Origin of the sequence: Komagataeibacter diospyri (genome assembly GCF_043995075.1) — a bacterium.
GTDB lineage: Bacteria > Pseudomonadota > Alphaproteobacteria > Acetobacterales > Acetobacteraceae > Komagataeibacter > Komagataeibacter diospyri.
Window position 1 is genome coordinate 2251536 of the sequence record NZ_CP171836.1, and the last position, 23493, is coordinate 2275028.

At 61.6% G+C, this 23493-nt stretch carries 21 protein-coding genes, 1 tRNA gene and 1 riboswitch; of the genes, 10 read left to right on the forward strand and 12 right to left on the reverse strand.

Annotated elements, in window-relative coordinates:
- Nucleotides 1–9: 9 nt before the first annotated feature.
- The 4 genes from ACE2AA_RS10595 to ACE2AA_RS10610 all read right to left on the reverse strand — a co-directional run bounded on the left by ACE2AA_RS10595 (nt 10) and on the right by ACE2AA_RS10610 (nt 2447).
- Complete coding sequence (locus ACE2AA_RS10595; RefSeq protein ID WP_193557680.1) at nt 10–237, reverse strand: hypothetical protein; 228 nt, start codon at nt 235–237, stop codon at nt 10–12.
- A gap of 187 nt (nt 238–424) precedes the next feature.
- Entirely contained in the window at nt 425–1294 is an 870-nt protein-coding gene (locus tag ACE2AA_RS10600) for an aldose 1-epimerase family protein (protein WP_395369716.1), read from the reverse strand.
- A gap of 61 nt (nt 1295–1355) precedes the next feature.
- Nucleotides 1356–1865 (reverse strand): hypothetical protein, encoded by a 510-nt coding sequence (locus tag ACE2AA_RS10605; RefSeq protein ID WP_395369718.1) that lies wholly within the window; start codon nt 1863–1865, stop codon nt 1356–1358.
- A 144-nt stretch (nt 1866–2009) separates the two neighbouring features.
- The gene (locus ACE2AA_RS10610) at nt 2010–2447 is read right to left on the reverse strand and encodes a CHRD domain-containing protein (protein ID WP_141301444.1); all 438 of its coding nucleotides are present in this window, start codon (nt 2445–2447) and stop codon (nt 2010–2012) included.
- Between the two features lie 216 nt (nt 2448–2663).
- Here ACE2AA_RS10610 and ACE2AA_RS10615 point away from each other — a divergent pair, with 216 nt between their 5' ends.
- Entirely contained in the window at nt 2664–2876 is a 213-nt protein-coding gene (locus ACE2AA_RS10615; protein WP_395369719.1) for a hypothetical protein, read from the forward strand.
- Between the two features lie 103 nt (nt 2877–2979).
- Here ACE2AA_RS10615 and ACE2AA_RS10620 read toward each other — a convergent pair whose 3' ends face one another.
- The 4 genes from ACE2AA_RS10620 to rlmB all read right to left on the reverse strand — a co-directional run bounded on the left by ACE2AA_RS10620 (nt 2980) and on the right by rlmB (nt 7783).
- Nucleotides 2980–3987, reverse strand: a complete 1008-nt coding sequence (locus ACE2AA_RS10620; RefSeq protein ID WP_395369721.1) for an SDR family oxidoreductase — start codon at nt 3985–3987, stop codon at nt 2980–2982.
- 110 nt (nt 3988–4097) lie between these two features.
- On the reverse strand, nt 4098–4448 hold the full coding sequence (locus ACE2AA_RS10625; protein ID WP_141261338.1) for a RidA family protein: 351 nt from the start codon (nt 4446–4448) through the stop codon (nt 4098–4100).
- A complete protein-coding gene (locus ACE2AA_RS10630; protein ID WP_227001034.1) occupies nt 4423–6630 on the reverse strand; it encodes an FUSC family protein in 2208 nt (735 codons plus the stop codon). The genes ACE2AA_RS10625 and ACE2AA_RS10630 overlap by 26 nt, the downstream gene beginning before the upstream one ends.
- A gap of 328 nt (nt 6631–6958) precedes the next feature.
- Nucleotides 6959–7783 carry a 23S rRNA (guanosine(2251)-2'-O)-methyltransferase RlmB gene (gene rlmB / locus ACE2AA_RS10635; protein ID WP_141261339.1) on the reverse strand — a complete coding sequence of 275 codons (825 nt, stop codon included), beginning with the start codon at nt 7781–7783 and terminating at the stop codon, nt 6959–6961.
- Nucleotides 7784–7900: 117 nt separating this feature from the next.
- Between rlmB and ACE2AA_RS10640 the strand changes: the two genes are divergently transcribed.
- The 8 genes from ACE2AA_RS10640 (at nt 7901) to ACE2AA_RS10675 (ending at nt 17260) form a co-directional block, all read left to right on the forward strand.
- Nucleotides 7901–7986 (forward strand) — tRNA-Tyr (locus tag ACE2AA_RS10640).
- 435 nt (nt 7987–8421) lie between these two features.
- Entirely contained in the window at nt 8422–8871 is a 450-nt protein-coding gene (locus tag ACE2AA_RS10645) for a cupin domain-containing protein (RefSeq protein ID WP_141261340.1), read from the forward strand.
- Between the two features lie 222 nt (nt 8872–9093).
- Nucleotides 9094–11625 carry an EAL domain-containing protein gene (locus ACE2AA_RS10650; RefSeq protein WP_227002454.1) on the forward strand — a complete coding sequence of 844 codons (2532 nt, stop codon included), beginning with the start codon at nt 9094–9096 and terminating at the stop codon, nt 11623–11625.
- A 190-nt stretch (nt 11626–11815) separates the two neighbouring features.
- Nucleotides 11816–12667, forward strand: coding sequence for a 23S rRNA (adenine(2030)-N(6))-methyltransferase RlmJ (locus ACE2AA_RS10655; protein ID WP_395369722.1), 852 nt, complete (start codon nt 11816–11818; stop codon nt 12665–12667).
- A 197-nt stretch (nt 12668–12864) separates the two neighbouring features.
- A complete protein-coding gene (locus tag ACE2AA_RS10660) occupies nt 12865–13812 on the forward strand; it encodes a ribokinase (protein ID WP_395369724.1) in 948 nt (315 codons plus the stop codon).
- Nucleotides 13813–13832: 20 nt separating this feature from the next.
- Nucleotides 13833–14059, forward strand: a riboswitch (cobalamin riboswitch).
- A 143-nt stretch (nt 14060–14202) separates the two neighbouring features.
- The gene (locus tag ACE2AA_RS10665) at nt 14203–15837 is read left to right on the forward strand and encodes a carbohydrate porin (RefSeq protein WP_395369725.1); all 1635 of its coding nucleotides are present in this window, start codon (nt 14203–14205) and stop codon (nt 15835–15837) included.
- Nucleotides 15838–16100: 263 nt separating this feature from the next.
- Entirely contained in the window at nt 16101–16733 is a 633-nt protein-coding gene (locus ACE2AA_RS10670) for a hypothetical protein (protein WP_227002455.1), read from the forward strand.
- A gap of 23 nt (nt 16734–16756) precedes the next feature.
- Nucleotides 16757–17260, forward strand: a complete 504-nt coding sequence (locus ACE2AA_RS10675; RefSeq protein WP_395369726.1) for a peptide deformylase — start codon at nt 16757–16759, stop codon at nt 17258–17260.
- Between the two features lie 113 nt (nt 17261–17373).
- Here ACE2AA_RS10675 and ACE2AA_RS10680 read toward each other — a convergent pair whose 3' ends face one another.
- On the reverse strand, nt 17374–18102 hold the full coding sequence (locus tag ACE2AA_RS10680) for a response regulator (RefSeq protein ID WP_141261347.1): 729 nt from the start codon (nt 18100–18102) through the stop codon (nt 17374–17376).
- A 5-nt stretch (nt 18103–18107) separates the two neighbouring features.
- The gene (phoU, locus tag ACE2AA_RS10685) at nt 18108–18812 is read right to left on the reverse strand and encodes a phosphate signaling complex protein PhoU (protein ID WP_141261372.1); all 705 of its coding nucleotides are present in this window, start codon (nt 18810–18812) and stop codon (nt 18108–18110) included.
- 171 nt (nt 18813–18983) lie between these two features.
- Here phoU and ACE2AA_RS10690 point away from each other — a divergent pair, with 171 nt between their 5' ends.
- Nucleotides 18984–21323, forward strand: a complete 2340-nt coding sequence (locus ACE2AA_RS10690; RefSeq protein WP_395369728.1) for a TonB-dependent receptor — start codon at nt 18984–18986, stop codon at nt 21321–21323.
- Here ACE2AA_RS10690 and ACE2AA_RS10695 read toward each other — a convergent pair.
- Nucleotides 21272–22672 carry an MFS transporter gene (locus ACE2AA_RS10695; protein WP_395369729.1) on the reverse strand — a complete coding sequence of 467 codons (1401 nt, stop codon included), beginning with the start codon at nt 22670–22672 and terminating at the stop codon, nt 21272–21274. The genes ACE2AA_RS10690 and ACE2AA_RS10695 overlap by 52 nt on opposite strands.
- Entirely contained in the window at nt 22636–23466 is an 831-nt protein-coding gene (gene panB / locus ACE2AA_RS10700) for a 3-methyl-2-oxobutanoate hydroxymethyltransferase (RefSeq protein ID WP_141261373.1), read from the reverse strand. The genes ACE2AA_RS10695 and panB overlap by 37 nt, the downstream gene beginning before the upstream one ends.
- Nucleotides 23467–23493 lie beyond the last annotated feature (27 nt).

Consider the following 23493-nt stretch of genomic DNA (forward strand, 5'->3'; position numbering starts at 1 on the left):
CCATGGCAGTCAGGAGCGGTCCCAGCCCCGCAGCGCCAGCAGGGAGGGCGATCCCTCCATCCCCGCATGACAGCCTGAAGGCACCGCGATACTGGGCAATGTCGCCAGCAGCATCATCCCCTGCTTGCGGTAGGCGGCACCCACCCAGCCCACGACGCGCTGACGCATGGACCGGACCGGGAGGGAATTGGAAGAAGGGGAAAATCCCACGGCGGGGACAGGAGAAAAACTACGCATCAAGGCGTTTCCCGTGAGCCTAGCGGGCGAGACTGCCGCATGCTGCTCCTGCGCGCACGCTACGACGCAACCGGGGGGTTGGAAATACGATATTTTCGCAGATTTCCGGGGTGATCCATGCTTTTTTCGCAAAGCTTATTCCGACAGGTGTTGCATGGAAAAGACACCTGCCGGAAGACCCATGGAGTCAGATGCAGCCAACCTGCCACGAAGCCCGCCATTCCTGTCCGGGCTGCAGGTGGAACACGCCCGGGCGCATGGAAAAATCGCCCTTGAATCCGACCGGGCTGGCCATGCCATGCCACGGTTCGATGCACAGAAAATCAGCGCCGGGCTTCATCCATATGCCCAGTTGTGGAAAGCCTTCCCATGTCAGGCGCAGGCCCGGGCCACCAGGGATACAGTAGGTCAGCCCCGTGCTGGTGGGCTGGTCAAAAATCAGCGCATCCGCCGCGAACAGGGATTCGTCGAGGTGCAGCACCCGCCCTGTGACCGGGGTGGGGAAAGTATCAGGCAGCAGCAGGCCATCTTTCAGGCGGCGCACACCCTCAGACTCCGGCTGGTCGAATTCAATGATATGCCGGTCCTTGGGCATATCGGGGGCCAGCGGCCATATAAAGGCGGGATGCGCGCCCAGCGATGCGGGCAGGACACGATGCGCATCGGGATTGGTCACGCAGTACCCAACCCGCAGCCTGCCCTGTTCAATGCGGTATTCAATGACAAGGCTGAAGGCAAAGGGATAGATTTTGCGCGTGGCGTCCGTATCGGACAGTTCAAGGCGGCAACCCGTTTCGTCACGTTCCAGCCAGCGGAACGTGCAGTCCCGGGCAAATCCGTGCTGGGTCATGCGGTACGCCTGCCCATTCACCCATGCCGCATCATCCACCAGTCGCCCCACGATGGGAAACAGCACGGGTGAGTGCCGACGCCACGGATCACCCCCGCCCCATAACAGGTCGCGCCCGCCCGCGCGCAGGGCACACAGTTCTGCCCCGTGGGCACGCACGCTGGCCGCAAGCTGGCCATCGCCAAAGGTATGGGTGTCTTCTGTCATGCTGGTGGCTCCATCTGTTTTCATGATGGCGCCTACCATGCACGATCAGGGGGCGACCTGCCTATTCATGTGAAGCAGGGGTGGTAGCCGGAGGGGCGGAGACGGATGCGGTCTTTGCATCAGGTGTCAGATGTATGGTCAGGCGTTCAACGGAAAACGCCAGCCGTGCGCCACTGCTGCGCGATGTGAACTTGATATAGATGCCGTTGTTATTTTCCATGACGGCACCACCCTTCCCCGCGCCAACCGTCGCCTCGCCCTGCACGGACCAGTACGTGCCTTCAATATCCTGAATGCGGTACAGGTTGTAGACGGTGCCGATGGCATGGGTCCTGGAAAAGCCGATGGCCGCACCCGAGCCGCCACGGATGCGGAAAGAATAGTCATGCCCTTCAAATGTCAGGACACCCTTTCCCCATGACATCCCCGCCCCCAGATCGGCGGCTGACAGGGTAAAGGCGATCGTTGCCGTATGCTCCCCCAGCGCATCCGCCGCATGGGCACAGGTGAACGGGGTGATACCGGACAGGGACACAGCAGCCGCCACGGCGGCCAGAGATGCTAGGCGCAAAAGCGAACTCCATGACTTCTGGCGGGCGGGGGTCACCCCGCGTCCTTACGTGACAGACATGATTTCCATGTCACCATTGCACTGTGCCGCACAAATAGCAGCCATGCAAACTATATCATGGACATGATCCCAATGGGTTGCGGTTTATTTTCCCTCGCCAGGACGAACCGGTGCCAGCTGGGCGCGGGCCTCGCCATTGGGTTGGGCGTCAGTATGCAGGTTGACGTAAACCTGACCATTCTGAAGGGCCTGCGCCTGTTCGGCCGATAGCAGGACGGACCCGTGCTGACCGGATTTATAGGGGCTGGGAATGGGCACCAGTACGCCTGCTTCCTCACCTGCCGGGGCAGGACCATGGAAATGGGCGGCCACCACCGGGCCGCTCAGCCCCGTCCACGTCAGGGTATATTTCACCAGGTTCGTGCGCGTATTCAGCGTGGCCTGCACGGTGCCATCGGGCTGGCTGGTCGTGCCATGTTCCGCAGTGAAATGACCTTCTAGCCGCACTGTGGCCGCAAGGGCGGGGGACGCCGCCACAATACTGGCGACGACAAGGGCGGGCAGGGCAGGAAAACGGATCATGTCGACCTCCAACCACAGGCAGGGCCTGCGGAAAATGTTCTGTTGCTGAAGTAATGAATAACGCCGTGAATGCATGATTGGGTGCATGATCCGTAACACGGCGCAACATAAAACATGATCGGGCGGAGGAACCGGTCCCGCCCCGCATCCAGCGGATATGAGGGGCAGTTTGAAAAATCGGCCCGGGAAACAGTCTGCAATCCAAGGAAGTTTTTGGTGAAGCTTTTTTCAAAAAGCTTCGGAGAACGCCCCCCTTTAAAAAAAGGGGCACCCTCAACATTTTATCTTTCTTATCAATCAGCTGTTTTCAAAAAACTCTGCACGTTTCATGACTGGAACCCGCAGTGCAGGCAAAACGCTGCCCGTGCTCACCAGGGATGGGAATCGGAAATGAAACGTCCGGCATCGGCAATCATGCCAAAGGCGTAATAACATGCTGCAACCCCCAGCAGCATCAGCAGGCAGGACATAATGATACGCATCCATGCCATGTGCCATTGCGGGGATGATGCTGCAAGGACATTACATGCCGCTAGCCCACACCCGTCCCACCGGCGGCGCCATAAACCTGACCGGTAATGTAACTGGCTTCTGACGATGCCAGCAATACATAGACGGGTGCCAGCTCCACAGGCTGCCCCGCGCGGCCCATCGGGGTTTCGCCACCAAAATTGTGAATGTTATCCTCCGTCTGGCCACCGCTGACCTGCAGCGCGGTCCAGAACGGACCGGGGGCCACGGCGTTGACGCGGATACCACGGTGGACCATCTGCTTGGCCAGTGATTTGACAAAGGCGACAATCGCCCCTTTGGTCGCGGAATAATCCAGCAGGATTTCGGACGGGCTGAACGCGTTGACCGATGCCGTGGCAATGATCGCACCCCCGCGCGGCATAAGAGGGATGGCCGCCTTGCTCAGATAAAACAGTGCGTAGATATTGGTGCGGAAGGTTTCGTCAAACTGTTCATCGCTGATATCGAGGATGCTGTCCTGATGGCGCTGGCGACCGGCATTACTGACCAGAATGTCCAGTCCACCCATCTCCTGGTGCGCGCGCTGCACAAGGGTATCGCAGTATTTGCGGTCCCGCAGGTCACCGGGCAGCGCCACAGCCTTGCGCCCGGCTGCGCGGATCAGGGCAATGACTTCCCGCGCATCGGGTTCTTCGGCTGGCAGGTAGGCAATCGCCACATCCGCCCCCTCGCGCGCATAGGCGATGGCGGCAGCGCGGCCAATGCCGGAATCACCGCCGGTAATCAGCGCCTTGCGTCCCGCCAGCCTGCCAGAGCCACGGTAGCTGGTTTCCCCATGGTCGGGCCGTGGCGTCATCTTGCCCGCAAGGCCGGGCCATGGCTGCGACTGCTGTGGAAACGGCGGCCGGGGATAGGCATTTTCCGGATCCACCAGCGGGGGCATGGGGGCCGCCATTTCGGCGGCAGCACTGGACTGGCGGGCACCGGCGGCCGAGACAAGCCCGGCCGCCGCCACACCTGTCAGGATCTGGCTGCGGGATGAGGCATGGCTGTTATCATCTGGCATGGTGGTCTGCTTCCTGTCGTGGGTGGGTCGGTGGAACCGCATTCACGAATCTGAACAGCCCGCCCACCCCGACGGTTGCATGAAAACCGGCCTTCAGGGCCGCCCGTAGATCAGGGCAGGGCTGCGATTCCGGTAATTTCGACCTTCCAGCGCGGATCGGCCAGACGGGCTTCAACCGTTGCGCGGGCAGGTTTGGCGTCACGGTCCAGCCACGCATCCCATGCGCGGTTCATCGCAGCCATGTCGTTCATGTCGCTCAGGAAAATCTGCACCGACAGCAGACGCGCGCTGCTGGTCCCCGCTTCCGCCAGCAGGGCGTCAATCTGGCGCAGGATATCCGCCGTCTGGCCTTCGGCATCAAGGGTGGGATCATCGGCCACCTGCCCGGCCAGATAGACGGTCTTCCCATGCACGACGGCACCAGTCAGTCGTTCCTCAGGTTGCAGGCGTTTGATGGTCATGGGTAGTTCCTTCAGGCTGGTACGGGTTCGTGCCCGGTCCGGCCGGTCGCGAATCGGGCGGGGCGTGGAAACGGTGGGTAATATCAAAAAAACGGGCATGGGCCACAAGTTCACGCACCAGTATTTCCAGATAGGCGACACTCCACCCCAGATCGAGGCGACGCGACAGGTTCCCCTCCGCCGCCACACGCGCCCGCACGCAGGCCAGCGCATCCGCCACTGTATGGGCCAGACCGGCAGACGGCTGGCCCCGCCATGCGGCAAAACCTGCGATCGTGTGTTCCACCGCCTGTCGGGCATCAGGCGGCAGACTGCCACGGTCCAGCATGCGCCGCAGCCGGATCAGGTTCAGCCCCACGGTCATGACCGCCAGCACGCCATCCAGATAGGCGTTGGTCTGTATATCTGACATGGAGGTGGAATGACGCACCAGACGGGCAAAACGCGCGGTCAGCGTATTCACCCATGCACCTGTATCGGGAATGGCGGGCGTACGGGCGATACGGCGCAGGTCACCCACCATCTGGCGGCGCATGCGCCAGCGTTCCGCATCCTGATCAAATGGCAGCACCAGCCGGAACACCAGCACGCTGCACCATATCCCCAGCACGACCGCGCTGTTGGTATTGAAAAAGGTCAGTTCATCCAGCCGCGACTGGTTGCCGGGATAGACCATGAACGGCAGGAAATTGTTATAGGGCGCTGCCGTACCTACCGTGCGGGCGTCACGCAGCGCAAGGCCACCCACCATCATGGGCAGAAACAGCGACGCGACCAGTGTTTCCCACACTGCCTGCCGGGGCAGCACGACAAAGGTCAGGACCGCCGCCACCACCGCTGCCCACACCGCGCCCCGCAGGAAGCCGAGACTGTCCTGCACCGGGTTTTCATTCGCGGCAAAGCGGCTGCATGTCACCACCACGAACATGGCAAATGTCGGCCCGTCGGGCCAGCCCGTCACTTCCCACACCAGCCCGCCCGCAAGAACCGCGCCGGCAGAACGCACACCGTTATGCCAGGCATCCGTCCGGTCCCGCCACGGCGGGGTGGAAAAGTGGAAATGGTCATGGACCGGAGCCACCTGCGTCGCGGCCAGATGCACCAGCGCCGCATCCAGCCGGACCAGCAGCACCCCGAGCGAGGCATTGAGGATATACCCGTCCAGATGTGCCTGCGACCCGGCTTCATCCATGCGCACGGGTCCGCTGACGGCAATGATGTCATTAACCAGCTGCTGGCGGCATTCCGCCCCCAGCATGCGGATACGCGCGCGCAGGTCCGGCACGGCAGCAACGGGATCGGGGCCATCCATCCGTGCCTGAATATCGGCAAACAATGCCTTTGCCGTGGCCAGCGGGATGGCAAAGCCGGGCGGCACGCTGCCTGCCTCCCGTATGCGCGCAGCCAGTCCCAACCCGCGCGACATCACCACCGCGACCGCCGCAAGTGCCGCGCGCGCATGATCACCGGCGTGGGTGCGGTGCCGCATTTCCACTTCACTGAACTCAATCTGGTCCGCAATGGAAAAGACGGACCCCAGCAATGTGCGTGAACGCAGGAACCCGGAATCCTGTCCCACCATCATGCCCGTCAGGGCCTGCGCCGCCTGCCCCACGCCGGCCGCGACGCGGCGCGTAATTTCCCGGTGCGCAACATCGGCCAGATTGGGCGCGAACACAGACGCCAGTCCGCTTTCACACAGGATGCCAAGGAAGATGTAAGTTGAACGCGACATGGCGATGGCGAACACATCACGCGGGTCATTCGCCGCATTCAGCGCGATCAGGCCACTGGTGAACGCCATGAGCACCAGCGCATAGGAATGGAAATTACGCAGGAAGGTCGCAAGACCGCAACATATTCCCACCCAAACCGCCAGCACCGGGAAGAACAGCCATGATGATTGCGGCAGGGCCGCGATCAGGGCAACCCCCACCACGGCGCCACATACCGTGCCCAGCAACCGCCACCGTGCCTTGGACATGCTCTGTCCGCGCGAATTCTGGGCCACGATCCATGTGGTCATGGCTGCCCATTGCGGATCGTCCATTTCCATCCACAGGGCAAAAACCAGCGCCAGCAGGGCCGCGATGGTGGTACGGAGCGCAAAGCCGAAATCCGCCGCACGCGGGGCATACAACCACCGGAAACGGCGCAGGAAGCCACCCATGACACTAGACACGCAGGCAGCGGGCCATCAGTCTGTCGCCATTCGGACGGGTCGTATCACGCGGTCGTGTCATTCATCCCGAATGACAAGAATGCCGCAACAAATCCATGCGTTATAACATAAATAGTTTTTCATGATCCGCCCGGGTCCGTGGCCGCCAAGCGGACCTGCAGCATCATCCACAAACCGTGTAGAAAATCCGCTTATGGAACAGCCCGCAAATCTTCAGGGCAGCTTTACAGGGGCATCCATACGATACCCTGAAAATCCAAGGATGTTTTGGTGAAGCTTTTTTAAAAAAGGCGGCACCCAAAAACTTTCATGATTTTGTACGTGATCCTCAGCGATGGCGGTACATTTCATACAAGGCCACGGCTGCCGCGTTGGATACGTTCAGGCTTTCCATGTCGCTGCTCATGGCAAGGCCCGCGATCTCGTCACAATGTTCCCGCGTCAGGCGACGCAGGCCCGCCCCTTCCGCCCCCAGCACCAGGGCCACGCGACGCTGGCCGAAGGACGCGCCATCCAGTATGCCGCCGCCCGCGTCCAGTCCCACCACCCACAGGCCACGGGTCTTGAGCGCGTCCAGCACGCGCGACAGGTTGACCACGCGGATCAGCGGCACGATTTCCAGCGCGCCGGATGCCGCCCGCGCCAGCGTTCCCGTCTCGTCCGGGGCATTGCGGTCCTGCATGACAACCGCAACCGCACCAAATGCCGCGGCCGAACGCAGGATAGCCCCCACATTGCGTGGATCCGTCACCTGATCCAGCACCAGAACGGGACCAGGTCGTTCCAGCACGGTATCAAGGTCGGGCGGGGTCAGCACATCCACCAGCAACGCCATGCCCTGATGCACCGCATCAGGCCCGCACAGCGTATCAAGGCGGGCACGTTCGGTGCGTACGGCCTGGATGGGGAAACCACCTTCCAGCCGCGCGGCAAGAGCTTCCTGTGCTTCGGCCGTGACCAGAAGCTGCCGCAGCTTGCGGGCAGGGTTTTCCAGCGCGGCCTGCACCGCATGCTGCCCATACAGCCAGCATGTACCACGCGGAGCCGAAGCCGCACCCCGCCCGCCCCGACCACCCCGGTCGGATGCAGGACGGGCGGACGGAGCGGAAGAGGCGGCTGACGCGCCGCGACGACGGGGAGTGCGCATGTTCATGACCGTTCTTTAAGCCCAACCGCAGCCTGCGTCATGTCCCCAAACCGGGAATGGGTGAAGTTTTTCACACTCCCTATTGACACCCCCCGCCAATCCCCGTAATTACCGCGCCAACCCGGAGGGATGCCCGAGTGGCTAAAGGGGGCGGACTGTAAATCCGCTGGTGTACGCCTACGTTGGTTCGAATCCAACTCCCTCCACCATCTCCCTTTATCAATAGACAACATGCTGTATCAAAGCGCTGGTTTTCCGGCGCTTTTTGTGTTTCTTCTGTCCCTATTGTTCCCTATTTGTATCAGGCAGCATCAGCAAACAGCGGGTATGAAATCCGTAGGGAGCGGGTAAGGGAGGGAATCGGCATGCTGACCGACACCCAAATCCATGGGACCCGACCTGCCAACCGGCAGGCACGGCGGATTATTCGTGTCTGCATGCCCACAGTACCGCCCACCCGGTGGGCAGAAACACACTACGCCAGGCGAGAATGAAGCCGCCTCATTCATTACTATGAAAGAACAATATCCTTTCCGTCTCAAGATCATGTGAAGGGCACGCCCCCATGATCACCGCCACGGAACCGCATCGGGCCATCAGACGCTATGTCATGTAATAACGATGACAGACCGGAAAGAGGAAAGATGCACAGATCACTACCTGTCCTGGCCGCCTGCATGGCACTTGCACCCGTTCTCACCCCGCCCGCCCATGCACAGACAGTTGCATCCGGACACCGCGACATCCTGCTGCAGGCCACGAAGTCATGGAATGGCGTGGCGTATGAAAAATATCCCGCCACCCAGCCGGAACTGATGATGATCCGGCTGACCATTCCCGCCCATACCGCCCTGCCGTGGCATACCCACCCCGTACCCAATGCGGGGTATGTGCTGCAGGGGCAACTGACGATCCATGACCGGGACAGCGGAAAGACGGAAACTTTCCATCAGGGCGAAGCGTTCGCTGAATCCGTGAACGACACCCATCGCGGGGAAAGCGGCGATACACAGACCGTCGTGCTGCTGACCTATGCCCTGACGCCGGGGACACAGCCCTCCATCCCGGCCAAGGGAGAAAAACCGGAATACTGACAGTCCAGTTGAGACCACACCGCCCCGCAGGCTCGATCACGACAGTCAATACGTCACTTTTTCATGTAATGAGGTTGGGGTGGCAGACCATAAAACTGCCGCAATATAATCAACATAAAATAACGCTTTCGTTTCCCCCTGCCCAACGGTACTGCCTGTCCCCGATAGCCCTTTCCTGTCCGGGACATGATTACCCGTTATTATATTGTGAAAGACGCCATCATGCCGGACATCACACAGATTTCCTCCCCCCTGCTGGAAAAGCTGCCCATGGCCGTGATGATGGCGGATGTATCGGGCCGCATCGTGTATGGTAACCCGCGCGCCTGCACCATGACCGGTTACACTGCCACGGATCTGGCACAAACGCGTCTGGGTCGCCTCTTTCCCGACAGGGCGGCCGATGTCACGGCCACGCTGGATACGTCCACAACGCAGGATCGGGCCACGGCACAGGACGGGTGCGCCACCCTGCGCCGCAAGGATGGGCTGGGCATGCCCGTACGCCTGTACCGGGAAAGCATAAGCTGGGATGGCGATCTGTACGAACTGGTAGCACTACTTGACCGCACGGAAGAAGAACAGACACGCGAGGACGCTGAAATCAGCGCGCTGATCGTGCAGGCGACGGATCGGGGTATTCTGGTCCTTGACCCGCAATACCGCATCACCCACGCCAACCGTGCCATGACCGACCTGCTGGGGGCGGAACCCGCCGCCCTGCATGATGCCCCGTTCGGCACGCTGCTTTCGGGTGGGGAAAGCGATATCGCGACCCTGCGGCAGTTCCGGACGCATCTGGCACGACGCACGGGGTTTGAACTGGATATCCACACACGTGGGCGACAGGGCAAGGACCTGTGGCTGCGCTGCGCAGTGACCCCGCATTACGGGGCCGATGGGCAGCTTGCCGATATCATCGTCATCCTGCACGACATTACCCATGACCGGCAGTTGCGCGAACTGCAGCGTGATGTGGTCGAAGCATTGACCGACCAGCTTTCCCTGCGCGAGATGCTGGATTTCATGTGCCGCCGTATCGAACTGATCGCACCGGACTGCATGGCGGTGGTCATGCTGGGCACGGGCGGCACCCTGCGCATGGGCGGACACGGCGCGCTGCCCATGCCCGTATTGCAGGCTTTTGACGGGCTGGAAGCCAGTACTGCCGGCGGGGCCTGCGGCACTGCAATCGTCACGGCACAGGACGTGGTCGTACCCGACTTCACGACCGAAACCCGCTGGCCCACCCTGCGTGACGTGGCAGGCCAGCACGGGATCGCGGCGGAATGGGCGGTACCCATCATCCTGCGCAATGGCGATGTGGCGGGCAGTTTCTCGCTGTATTTCCGCGCCCCCGGGCAGCCGGGGGCATGGCACCGGCGCATTGTCGGCGCCTGCGTGCATCTGGCCATGCTGGCCATTGAACAGCAGCGCAGCCGGGATTCAATCATCCGCCTGTCCTATACTGACCGGCTGACCAGCCTGCCCAACCGCATGTGGCTTAACCGCCGCATGCAGGAACTGGCGACCCGGCCACCGGCCGCACCACTCAGCATCATGGTCATCGACCTCGACCGCTTCCGCAAGATCGTGCAGGCGCTGGGACAGGGGCGTGCCGACCAGCTTCTGCTGGAACTGGCCACCCGCCTGCGCCACGGCATGGTGGGACGTGACGTCCTGGTACGCACGGAAGGTGATGAATTCGTTGTCCTGACGGAAGAAAACGCGCCGGACGTCACCCTTCTGGCTGAACGGATCATCCATAACCTTGAAGAGCCGTTTACCGTTGATGGCATTCCCGTCAGCATTTCCGGCAGCATTGGCATAAGTACCTACCATGGTGAGGGGCAGGATGTGGAAGAATCCCTGCGCCAGGCCTATACCGCGCTGGCGCAGGCCAAGAAGGCGGGACGGTGCTGCTACCGTTTCTTTCACCCATCCATGAACCGGCAGGCGGATGACCATGTCATCCTTGCCTCTGCCCTGCGTGAAGCCATAGCCGACAACCGCCTGACACTGGTGTACCAGCCACAGGTCAACCTGCGCACAGGCGAACTACATGGCGTGGAAGCCCTGTCGCGCTGGGATGACCCGGTTCTGGGCATGGTGTCACCGGGGCGGTTCATTCCCGTGGCCGAGGAAACCGGACAGATCCGCGCCCTGGGCGTATGGTCGCTACGGGTTGCGTGCGAACAGATGGCCAGGTGGATCGCCAGCGATATTCCTGTGCCGACCGTATCGGTCAACCTGTCCGCCATCCAGTTTCAGGACCCCGATCTGGTGTCGCAACTGGCGACCATCCTGCACCAGACCGGCGTACCCCCGGAACGACTGATTGTTGAACTGACCGAAACCGCCATGATCGAGAATTTCGACCAGACGGTAACCACCGCGACCGCCATCCGCAACCTTGGCATCGGGCTGTCAATGGATGATTTCGGCACCGGCTATTCCAGCCTGTCCAACCTGGCCAGCCTGCCCATAAGCGAGGTCAAGATCGACCGCAGCTTCATGAACGGCTTCGGCAGCACCGGCAATGTGCGTCAGGTGGTGACCGCCATCATCCGCATCGGGCACACGCTGGGCATGACCGTCATTGCCGAAGGCGTGGAAGAAGCCGCGCAATGCGCCCAGCTGCGCGATATCGATTGTGATGTCATACAGGGTTATTACTTTGGTCGGCCCATGAATACCGCATCCCTTGACGCATGGATCAGGGAACGCAGGGCCGAACCCGTCCCGGTCATCTGACACCGCGCAACCGCATGGGCAGCACGGGCCCGACAGGGCAGGATTTGCCACCCGGGCTCAGTCACCCGTACCACGCCGTTCTGTGCACCGAATGACAACATGCGCACCGGCATGGAAAAAAACGGCTTGATCCATTAACAGTCCTGCGGACCCCATACATGGGGCATGCAATCCGTAGGGCGGCCAGACCTTGAATTACAGACACAGCTATCACGCCGGCAATTTTGCCGATGTCATGAAACATATCATGCTGGTGGCGCTGATTGATGCGTTGCGCCGCAAGCCCGCCCCCTTCTCCGTCCTTGATACCCATGCCGGGATCGGCCTGTATGACCTGTCGGGCCGCGAAGCCCAGTCAACGGGGGAATGGCGCGATGGGATCGGCCGCCTGCTGGACGTGCCACCTGATCCCGCCGCACCCGCCTGCATGGACGAATGGCTGGATATCGTGCGCGCCACGATTGCATCGCATGAAGGGCGGCTGTTCTATCCCGGCTCCCCCGCCATTGTCGCAAGCCTGCTGCGGCCGGACGATACGCTGGCCTGCTGCGAACTGCACCCCGAGGACCAGCGCAGCCTGCGCCGCCTGTTCCGGCATAACCCCGCCGTCTCCGTGCACGGTCGCAACGGGTATGAAGCCATCACCGGCCTGCTGCCGCCAAAGCAGGCGAAGCGCGGGCTGGTGCTCATGGATCCACCTTTTGAACAGAAGGATGAATTCCATGCCCTTGCAAAAGCGATCATCACCGCCCGCCAGCGTTTTGCCACGGGCATCATCGCCGCGTGGTATCCCATCAAACACCGCGCGCCCACGCATGCCTTCCACAACGCGCTGAAGGACGCGGGACAGCGCAACCTGCTGGCCCTCGAACTGACCCTGCGGCCACCGCTTGATCCCGCACGGCTGAATGGCAGCGGCCTGCTGATCGCCAACCCGCCATTCCGGTTCGAACAGACCGCCCGCGCCATCCTGACCACGCTGTGCCAGCATCTTGGCGATGGTGAAACACAGGCGAACGTGAAATGGATTGCACCTGAATAACCACTTGATAAAATAACAAAAGTTTTTGAGTGTCACCTTTTTGAAAAAGGTGACATTCCCTGAAGCCTTTTAAAAAAAAGCTTCACCAAAACTTCTTTACGATGGGCAGCAGCCTTCAGGGCCGGGGCCTGTATGATTGCGGGGTAGAATGGTAAATAAGCCTTGCATGCTCATTTACACTACCCAGGGTTCCCGCCATGCCTACGTCCCATATTGCCGTCATTGGCAGCACCAATATCGATTTTGTCGTACATGTCACACGCTTTGCTCGGCCGGGTGAAACGCTGCATGTCCATTCCTCCACTACCGGGTTAGGGGGCAAGGGGGCCAATCAGGCAATCGCGGTGGCGAAGCTGGGGCAGGACGTGGCGCTGGCGGGCTGGACAGGTGCGGACATGCTGGCAGACATGGCGCGTACCACGCTGGAACAGGCCGGGGTCAACACACGCTGGCTTATGAAAGACCCGGCGGCAGGCACCGGCCGGGCCTTCATCACCATCGACCACGCGGGGGAAAACCAGATCCTTGTTGATGGCGGGGCGAACATGACGCACGCGGCGGAAGCGTGCCCCCTGCTCTGCCCTGTTCTGGATCACGCCACGCTGGTAATGATGCAGATGGAAATGTCTCCTGCACTGGTGCTGGCAATAGCCCGGCAGGCCCACGCACGCTCCATTCCCGTCATGCTGGACCCTGCACCGGTCCCCGTGGATGGCCTGCCGGAAGACCTGTACGCGCTGGCGGATATCCTGACCCCCAACGAACGCGAAACCCGCGACCTGACGGGTATCGAGCCCATCGATGAAGCAACAGCCCTGCAGGCGGCACGCATTCTGCACGCACGCGGCACACGCACGGCCATCATCAAGCTGGGGCACCGCGGCGTGGCGTATTCCGCACCGGGTGGGCAGGGGTTCATCCCGCCCTTCCATGTCCGGGCGGTTGATACGGTGGCGGCGGGGGACAGCTTCAATGCAGGGCTGGCCTGCGCACTGGCGCGCGGGGCGGTGATTGGGGAAGCCGTGCGCTTTGCCGCCGCCTGCGGCGCGCTGGCCACCACCCGCCCCGGTGCCGCACAGGCCGCGCCAGACATGGAAGAAGTTGCAGCACTGCTGGACCAGCAACCCCCGGCCGACCTTGCCTAATGGACTGTAAACGCTATAGTCCGGATCAATAAGTCAGCGGTCCCGTGCAAACGGGTGAGAAAGGGAATGTCGTAAACCCCGGCGGGATATCATATCCGGGGGTCTAGTCGACAGCTGTACCCGCAACTGTAAACGGAGAGTATTTCATCTGATGCCGCCATACGGCACCCACTGGCCCCGGCCGGGAAGGGAGATGAAATGCAGTGACCCGTAAGCCAGGAGACCTGCCGTTGTCCTTCACAATATCGCCGGGCGGGCTGACCGGAGATGGACACGAAACATGTACAAGACCATCTGACATCCCGTCCCCCGTATCAGCCGTGGCCCGTTACAATGGGCCGTTTTTTTCCGGCCATTCATGGTCGGCCCCATCCTGACGGGATGTTTTTCATGAAATTCCTTTTCCCCCTCGCGGCACGACATGGCTGCAGGCATACCCTTCTCCTCTCCTGCGGCCTGATCGGCATCACAGGGGCCAGCACCCATGCGCAGGCCCAGACACAGATCGCGCAGGACCGCGCTCGCCTTGGCAATTCCACCCCCCTGATCCAGCAGATCGACCCGGCCACCGTGCGCGATTCAGAACGCGCGCAGGCCGATGCGGAAGAAAAGGCCGCGGTTGCGGCTGGGGGTGACGACAAACTCGACACCAGCGGCAACCTGCTGGGCAACATGTGGGGCGCGCGGCCGTGGCTGTACAAGCATGGCATCAGCTTCGACATTCAGGAAGTCGATGAGGTCTGGGGCAATGGCACCGGCGGGTCAGCCTCGGGCAATGATGGCGCGGCCGGTTCGGGCACCGGCCCCGCCTATGACGGCGTCACCATGCCAACCCTTACCATTGATACCGAAAAGCTGTTCGGCCTGAAGGGTGGCCTGTTCAATGTCAGCGCGCTGCAGACGCGCGGGCGCTCGATCTCGCAGGATCATCTGGCCAACTTCAACCCGGTCAGCGGCTTCGAGGCCGACCGCTCCACCCGTCTGTTCGAGCTGTGGTACCAGCAGTCCTTCCTGAAGGGCAAACTGGACGTGAAGATCGGCCAGCAGGACCTTGATACCGAATTCCTGATCAGCGATTACGCCTCGCTTTACCTCAACGCCAATTTCGGCTGGCCCATGGCGCCCTCGGTCAACCTGTATGGGGGCGGGCCGTCATGGCCGCTGTCATCCCCCGCCATCCGCATCCGCTACCGCCCCAGCGAGAAGTTCACCTTCATGTTCGCGGCGGCCGACGACAACCCGCCGGGCAACCGCTACAACTCCCTGCCCATCCAGCAGGCGACCGGTTCCATCAGCGGGTACAATTCCGACCCCACCAGCCAGACCACCAATGGCGCCAATGGCACGAACTTCAACATGGGCACCGGCGCGCTGCTGATCACCGAACTGCAGTATGCGCTCAACCCACAGCCTGCCGACATGTCCAATGTGACAAAAAATCCCGGCCTGCCGGGCGTGTACAAGCTGGGCGGGTATTACGATACGGCGAAGTTTGCCGATTACCGTTACAACCAGCGTGGTGGCTCACTCGGTGCGGCCACGCTGAATGCCAGCAGCACGCAGTCCGAACTGACCCCGCGCTGGGACCGGGGCAACTGGATGGTTTATGGCATCATTGACCAGATGATCTGGCGGCCTTCGCTCAGATCCGCGCGGTCAGTCGGGGTATTCGTGCGCGCCACGGGCAATGGCGGCGACCGCAACATGATCAGCTTCGCCACCGACGCAGGCCTGAACCTGAAGGCCCCGTTCAGGGGGCGGGACAACGACACGATCGGCCTGGGCTGGGGCATTGGCCGCGCCAGTTCGGGACAGCGCCAGTTCGACCGCGACAGCAATTCCCTTGTCCAGGGGAACGAGAACCATCTTGAACTGACCTATCAGGCGCAGGTCACGCCGTGGATGGTGATGCAGCCCGATTTCCAGTACGTATGGAACCCATCCGGTGGCGTGGCCGACTGGAGCGGCAACCGACGGGTGGGAAACGAAGCCATTTTTGGCCTGCACAGCAGCCTTACATTCTGATGGGTACGTATATTCCGGCCCGTGCGGATACCACCCCATGCCACGGACCGGATATCACGCCCGTCCTGCTGGTGATGGTACTGCTGTTATTCGCATTCGCGGCCCGTAATCCACGCATCCCCACCACAGGAAAGACAAGAGGAGACAAAAGCACAGGGCGGAATTGAAAATTTACATTGTTGTGAGGGACGGGCCCCTTCTATACGCCTGACTTCATAGGCACATGGCTGGGTCCCGTGCCGCATTGCAAAAGGAAAAAACCGTTGCGCCGTCTTGTTGCTTTATGTCTTCCGCTTGGTATGGCCGCCTGCGCGCAGCACGCCCCCCACCCCATGGTCAACTACTGCCGGCAGCCTGCTGTTGAATCCGCAGTGGTGGCCATTGCCAATCAGGGCGCGCCCAATGCATCCCCGGCCGTCGCTTTCGAAGGCGGGACGATCAAGAGCGCCATCTATAATGACCACATACAGGTCATGGCCTGCCACGGCAGCATGGTGCACAAGGATGGCACGCGGCAGGATGGCATTGCCGTTGCCCGCCTGCCGCACATGCGCACGGGATGGAAGGAAATCTGGAGCACCAGCGCCGCCAGCCACCAGTGGATATCGGATGCGGACATAGAAAAAAACAGGCAGAACCGGTACGCTGAATATTACGAACACACGCCGCAGGCCTGCAAACCCTATGCGCACGACCTGTTCTACGGCACGCAGAAGTCGGACAGGGAAACGGAACACCTGCGCGAGACCCTTTATGACTGCCTGGCGGAACACGACGTCAAGCCGCTGCGTCCCGTATCGGGTGTGGACCATACCTACAGCCCGTTCGGCATGAACTTCTACATTCCGTATTACACCAACCTGAACGCGGACGATAACGGTCCCTTCCTGTACTGATTGCGAACCGGAACCCAGCCTGCATGGCCATCCTGCCAATTATCCGCTTTCCCCATCCCTGTCTGGAACAGGTGGCGAAACCTGTCGATGCAACTGCACCCGAAAATGCACAACTGGCACGCGACCTGCTGGAGACCATGCATGCCGCTCCGGGAATCGGCATCACCGCGTGTCATGTTGGCATTGCGCAACGGCTGGTGGTGATTGACCTGCCGGATGGGGGTGGCCCACATGTCTATGCAAATCCTGAAATCATCTGGCAGTCGGCGGAAACATCCACACAGGAAGAGGGCAGCGTGTCCATGCCCGGCATCCAGGCGCCCGTCACCCGTCCCGCACGGGTAAAGGTGCGCTATACGCGCCCCGACGGTGGGGATGGGGAAGAATACGCCGATGGCCTGCTGGCCACCTGCCTGCAACATGAAATCGACCAGATCAACGGCATTTTCTGGCTGAAACGCCTGTCACGCCTGCGGCGCGAACGGGCGCTGAAACGTTATGCCAAGCTGGAACGCAGCGGCATATAAAAAAAGAAAGTCTCTGGTGAAGCGTTTTTCAAAAGGCTTCGAAGAACACTGCCTTTTAAGAAAAGGCTGCGCCCAGAAAGCTTTTATTACTCAATACTATCCGGAAATGCCGATCAGGCCACCTTGCCATCATCCAGCATGTAACCACTGGAACGCACGGTGCGGATCAGGTCCGCCCCACCTGTGGCGTTCAGTGCAAGACGCAGCCGGCGAATATGGACATCCACCGTGCGTTCTTCCACATGGATACGGTCATCCCACGCGGCGGCCAGTATTTCGGCGCGCGAAAATACCCGGCGCGGATTGCGCAGCAGATGCAGCAGGATACGGTATTCCGTAGGACCAAGGGCAAGCGGTGTCCCCGCACGGCTGACCCGGCGGCCGGCATGGTCCAGCGTTATGTCGGCAAAAGTCAGTACGTCTTCGGCCTGTGCCACCGCAGGGGTCGCCGCCCGCCCCGCGCTGCGCCGCATGACGGCGCGCACACGCGCATGCAGCACGTCCATCCCGCATGGTTTGACCAGATAATCATCAGCCCCGGTATCCAGCGCATGGACGGAATCCTGTTCCTCGCCGCGTGCGGTCAGCATGATGATCGGCAGATAGCGTGTGACTGTTGCCATGCGCAGCCTGCGGCACAGGTCAACCCCGGACAGGCCCGGCATCATCCAGTCCAGCAGGACAAGGTCGGGCTTCCATTCGGTTACTTCACGCAGGGCGTCCAGACCATTATCCACCGGCATGACAAGGTGGCCTGCTGCTTCAAGGTTGTAGGACAGCATGACGGAAAGCGCGGCGTCATCTTCTGCGACAAGGATGCGCAGCGGGCGATCTTCGAGCAAGGACGCTACCCCCCCTGTCCTGAAAACCCGCCACGGGGGCGGACAACCGGTAGTATCTCACCCGTCGCGGTATAATAGACGCGTTCGGCGATATTGGTGGCGTGGTCACCAATCCGTTCAAGGTTCTTGGCGATGAACAACAGGTGCGTGCACGGACCGATGTTACGCGGGTCTTCCATCATGTAGGTGACCAGTTCGCGGAACATGGCGTTGTAAAGTTCGTCCACCGCTGTATCGGACTGCCAGACTTCACGGGCAAGGTCGGCGTTGCGCTGGCTCAGGGCGTCGATCGCGCGACGCAGGTTGTCCTGCACCAGCCGCCCCATGCCGCGCAGGCCGCTGAGCGATATGCGCGACGTCACCAGTTCCGTGCGTAGCGACCGCCGCGCGATGGAAGCAGCACAGTCACCAATGCGTTCCATGTCTCCCGTGATCTTGAGCGCCGAGACCACTTCACGCAGGTCGCCCGCCACGGGGGAGCGCAGGGCGAGGATGCGGATGACCATCGCCTCCACATCGCGTTCCAGCTTATCGACCTGCGGGTCGAGATCGGCTGCGACCCCGGCGGCGTTTTCATCACGGTCGGCAATGGCGGCGACAGCCTGCGATGTCTGCTGTTCAACCAGTCCGCCCATCCGCGCCATCATGGAACGCAACTGTTCCAGTTCCTGCTCGTAACTGCTGACGATATGTGCCGATTCCTGTCCCACCCGCGAACCTTCCTGCCTGCCCGCACAATTATACGGGATATGCCCGATAACAGGGCTTACGATACGCCACACGGATATAATATATCCGTCCCGGATTTGTTCAAGACGATGTCATACCCCATGGGGATGGCCCAAAATAATGAAATAAAAAGATTTCTTCAGGAATGCCCCATGCCCCGTGTCCCCCGTCCGCCCATCCTATCCGATCCAGTCCCCGTTTCCTACCGGCACATGCTGACAATCGCGCTGGGTACGATGCTGGGCATGGGGCCGGGCATGGCGGCAGGAAATGACAATACGTCCCCTGCCACGCCAGCCACCAGTACGCCGGCCACCACGCCTGTCCACGCGCCCTCCGCCCGGGTGGAAACCATGACCGTGACCAGCCAGCACGTAGTGGGCACCCAGCCCGGCGGCGGCCTGATCCGGGTGGAGGACGCGCCGAAATCCGTCAGCACCATCGGCACCGATTTCATGCGCAAGCAGGCGCCCAGTGCCACGGCGTTCGACATGGTCAGCCTGCTGCCCGGGGCCAATGTCGCTTCTTCTGACGCGCTGGGATTTTCACCACAGAACAACATAACCGTACGGGGGCTGAGCGGGGATTCGCTTGGTTACATTCTGGAGGGGATGCCGCTTAACGATATCGCCTATTACAACGGCTATCCCGGACAGTTCGCGGATACGGAAAATTACCAGAGCGTCTCGCTGCAGCAGGGATCGGCCGATCTTGATTCCCCCGTGCTGAATGCCGCAGGGGGCCTGATGGAGATGTCCTTCCGTGACCCCTCCATGAAAGCGGGGGGATATGCGGATGTCTCGTACGGGTCATACAATACCAACCGGCAGTTCCTGCGGCTGGAAACAGGGCAGATCGGACATACCGGCATACGCGGCTTCGTGTCCTATTCCCACGGTTATACCGATAACTGGCGCGGGCCGGGGCATGATGAACGCCAGCACATCGACTTCAAATTCCTGCGCGAATGGGGGACGGGCAACCGGGTGTCCCTGATCGGGACATGGAACACGATGGTCGCCAGCTACTACCCGCCGGTGGACAAGGCGGACTGGCAGGCGCAGGGACCACACGGGGCGGCCAACAACCTTGCCGCCACCTACAACCCCCATGATGCGGCGGGTGGCACGGATTACTGGCAGCTGTACCGCCAGCCCGAACGCATCGCCTACATGGCCGCACCCACACGCTTCACGCTGGTGGACAGCGTGCACCTGAAGGTCACGCCCTATGCGCAGTGGAGCTACGGCAACGACCCCAGCGGCACGACCATGGGCGATAGCGGCCTGTGCAGCAGCACGGGAAGCTGCGACGAAAACGCCGTGGTGCGCGCGAACTGGACCCAGACCAGCTACCGTTCCGGCTTCAACGCGACACTGGACTGGCAGCTTGGCAACCATGACCTGGTGTTCGGGTACTGGTATGACTATTCCGATGACAGCGAGCACCAGCCCTTCACTGCGGTCAATGCGCAGGGCACGGCCGCCGACATATGGGTTGACCGGATCAGCCGCACCCTGCTGCAGCCCGATGGCCAGCAGGTGGACGCGGGCAGCTACCACATGATTTCCCAGACCAATGCGCTGTATATTGGTGACCGGATGCATTTCCTGAACCACCGCCTGATGGTGGATGTAGGGTTCAAGGAAGTCATGCTGGACCGCCACGGCACCACCACATCGGATAACGTGCAGACGGCGGCGGGCAGTAACTCCGCAACCCCGCTGCCGCGTATTGCAATCCGCTATCGCATCAGTCCCCGGCACATGGTCTTTTTCAACACCACGACCAATTTCCGCACGCCCGATGAAACTGCGCTATTTGGCGGGGTGACCGCCAGCGGCATCGCCACGCAACTGAAAAACGAATATTCCGTGTCGGAGGAGCTGGGCTACCGTTACAGCGGTGACCTGATCATCGGCAGCCTGACGCTGTTCAACTATGATTTCACCAATCGCGAAATCCAGACCCAGATCGGGCAGGTGGAATCCACCATCAATGGCGGTGGCCAGACATCACGCGGGGTGGACGTTGAAATCGGCATGAAGCCCTGGCACCATTTCGCGCCCTACCTGTCGGGGGAATACCTGCACGCCACCATCGACAGTGATATCCCCTCCAGCAGCGGCATGCTGGCAACGCGGGGGAAAACGGCGGTGGAAAGCCCGACATTACAGGCATCGGCCGGGCTGAGTTATGATGACGGGCACATATTCGGCATGGCTTCCGTCCATTACACGGGACGGCAGTATTCAACCTTCATGAATGATGAACGCATGCCCGACCATACCATCGGCAACCTGGCCATCGGGTATCGCATGGACGACCATGCTTTCTTCTCGCACCCTGAATTCCGGATGAATTTCAATAATATCACCAACCAGCATTACCTGTCCGGTGTCGCCACCCCCACCCTGACCAAAGCCGATGGGCCACAATATTATGTTGGCGGCGGGCTTGCGGTGCTGTTTACCGCCTCCACCGGGTTCTGACGGGCGAAATACCGCAGCACGACCCCACCCGCCAGCAGGTACAGCAGGGCCGGCACCAGCAGGAAACCGGCATGGATACCCACCTGTGCATGCGCTGACTGCACGCCCATGCCACTGACCAGGCCCGATGCCGCCAGCACGCCCGCCAGCAGGCTGCCGCCCACATCAAACGCCATTTTCGATGCAGTGGAGTTCAGCGCCCATGCCAGCCCCACCGTATGCGTGCCTGAAAATCCGTCGCCGCCATCCATGCAGTGCGCCAGCAGGGTAAAGCAGACCGGATTGCAGATCCCGACACACAGCCCGAACAGCGCCAATGACGCACCAGTCACCTCCACCCGCACGGGCAGCGCGTACGCCACCAGCAGCACGCATCCCGCCGCCAGCGTACCTGCGCGCATGACCGGGGCCGTGCCCCACCGCGCCGCCAGTGGCAGCGACACGCCACAGCCCACCAGCACCATCAGGCTTATGATACCCAGCAGCCAGCCAGCCAGATGGTCGCTGTCATGCAGGACGTAGCGCACGTCATAAACCAGTGCGCCAAACAGGAAGGTACTGCCCAGCATGGTCAGCAGCATTGCCCCCGTCAGCCGCCGCCACCCCCGGTTGGCCAGCAGCCCGGCGATACGCGTGCGCACTGTCACATCACCACTGTCGGTCGCGACCCGTTCACGGCAGAACCGCGACGGCAGCCACAGCAATCCGCCCACCACACACGCCACCACCACCATGAACAGGGCAAATCCCGCCTGCCGGTCACCATGGCCCAGCCAGTCCACCATGGGCAGTGTCGTGATGCTGACCAGCAGGCTGCCCAGCGTCGCCCCCACCATCCGGCTGGTGGCAAGGCGCAGGCGCATGTCATGGTCGGGCGAAATCAGGCTGGTCATGGCGCCATAGGCGGTATTGACCACACCATACGCCACGCACAGCGCCATGTACCCGATCGTGGCGCACAGCCCCCGCGCGACCACCGGCCATCCGTGCGGCAGGGGCATGAAGGCCAGCGCCACCATTACAATGAACGGCACGATCCCGCCACGCAGCAGCGGCAGGGCCTGACGCCCTGCGGGCCTGCGATCGATCCATATCCCCACCACCGGGTCGGTCACCAGACTGGCCGCGCGCGCGGCCATAAGCATGAATCCCACCATCTGCACCGGCAGCAGGCAGATTTCGGTATAGAAATACGCAAGGTAGCTGAGCATCAGCCCCCAGATGATGTTGAACCCCATGTCGCCCGCACCGAATGCCACGACCTCCCCCAGTCCGATACGGGATGCGGGTGGCATGGGCGGGCGGGCGGGCATCATCCCGGCAGGATCGTGCCGCGCACGCCAAAGCATTCTTCCGGCCCCGGAAATCCATGCGTCCGTACATCATGCGCATACCGTGCGGCGGCGTCATCAATCACGCTGCCCACATCGGCATACCGGCGGACAAAGCGTGGCGTGAATGCACCGGACGCCCCCAGCATGTCATCAACCACCAGCACCTGCCCATCACAGGCGGGCGATGCGCCAATACCGATGACGGGGACGGGCACAGCCGTCGTGATTTCGCGTGCGACGGGTTCCACCGTGCCTTCCAGCACGATGGCGAATGCACCGGCATCCGCAATGGCACGGGCATCCTCGTACACCTTGCGCGCCTGCTGCGCATCACGTCCCTGCGTGCGGAAACCGCCTGCCATGTTGACCGCCTGCGGCATCAGCCCCACATGCCCGCATACCGGAATGCCGCGCCGGGACAGGAAGCGCACGGTGTCAGCCATTTCCGTTCCGCCTTCCAGCTTGACTGCGCCACAGCCGGTTTCCACCATGATGCGCGCGGCATTGCCGAAAGCCTGCGCGGGCGACTGCTGATACGACCCGAACGGCATGTCCACCACCACCAGCGCCTGCCGGGACGCACGGACAACGGCCGCGCCATGGGCGATCATCATGTCCATGCTGACACCAAGGGTATCCGGCATGCCATAAACCACCATGCCCAGCGAATCCCCCACCAGCATCACATCCACATGCGGATCAAGCCTGCGGGCCATGGGTGCGGTATAGGCCGTAAGCCACACACCCGGCACATCCCCCTTGCGCACATCCCGGATGGTCCGACGCCGGGGCTGTTCCCCATTGCCCATGCTTGCTATTCCCCTGACCTGGCCGTC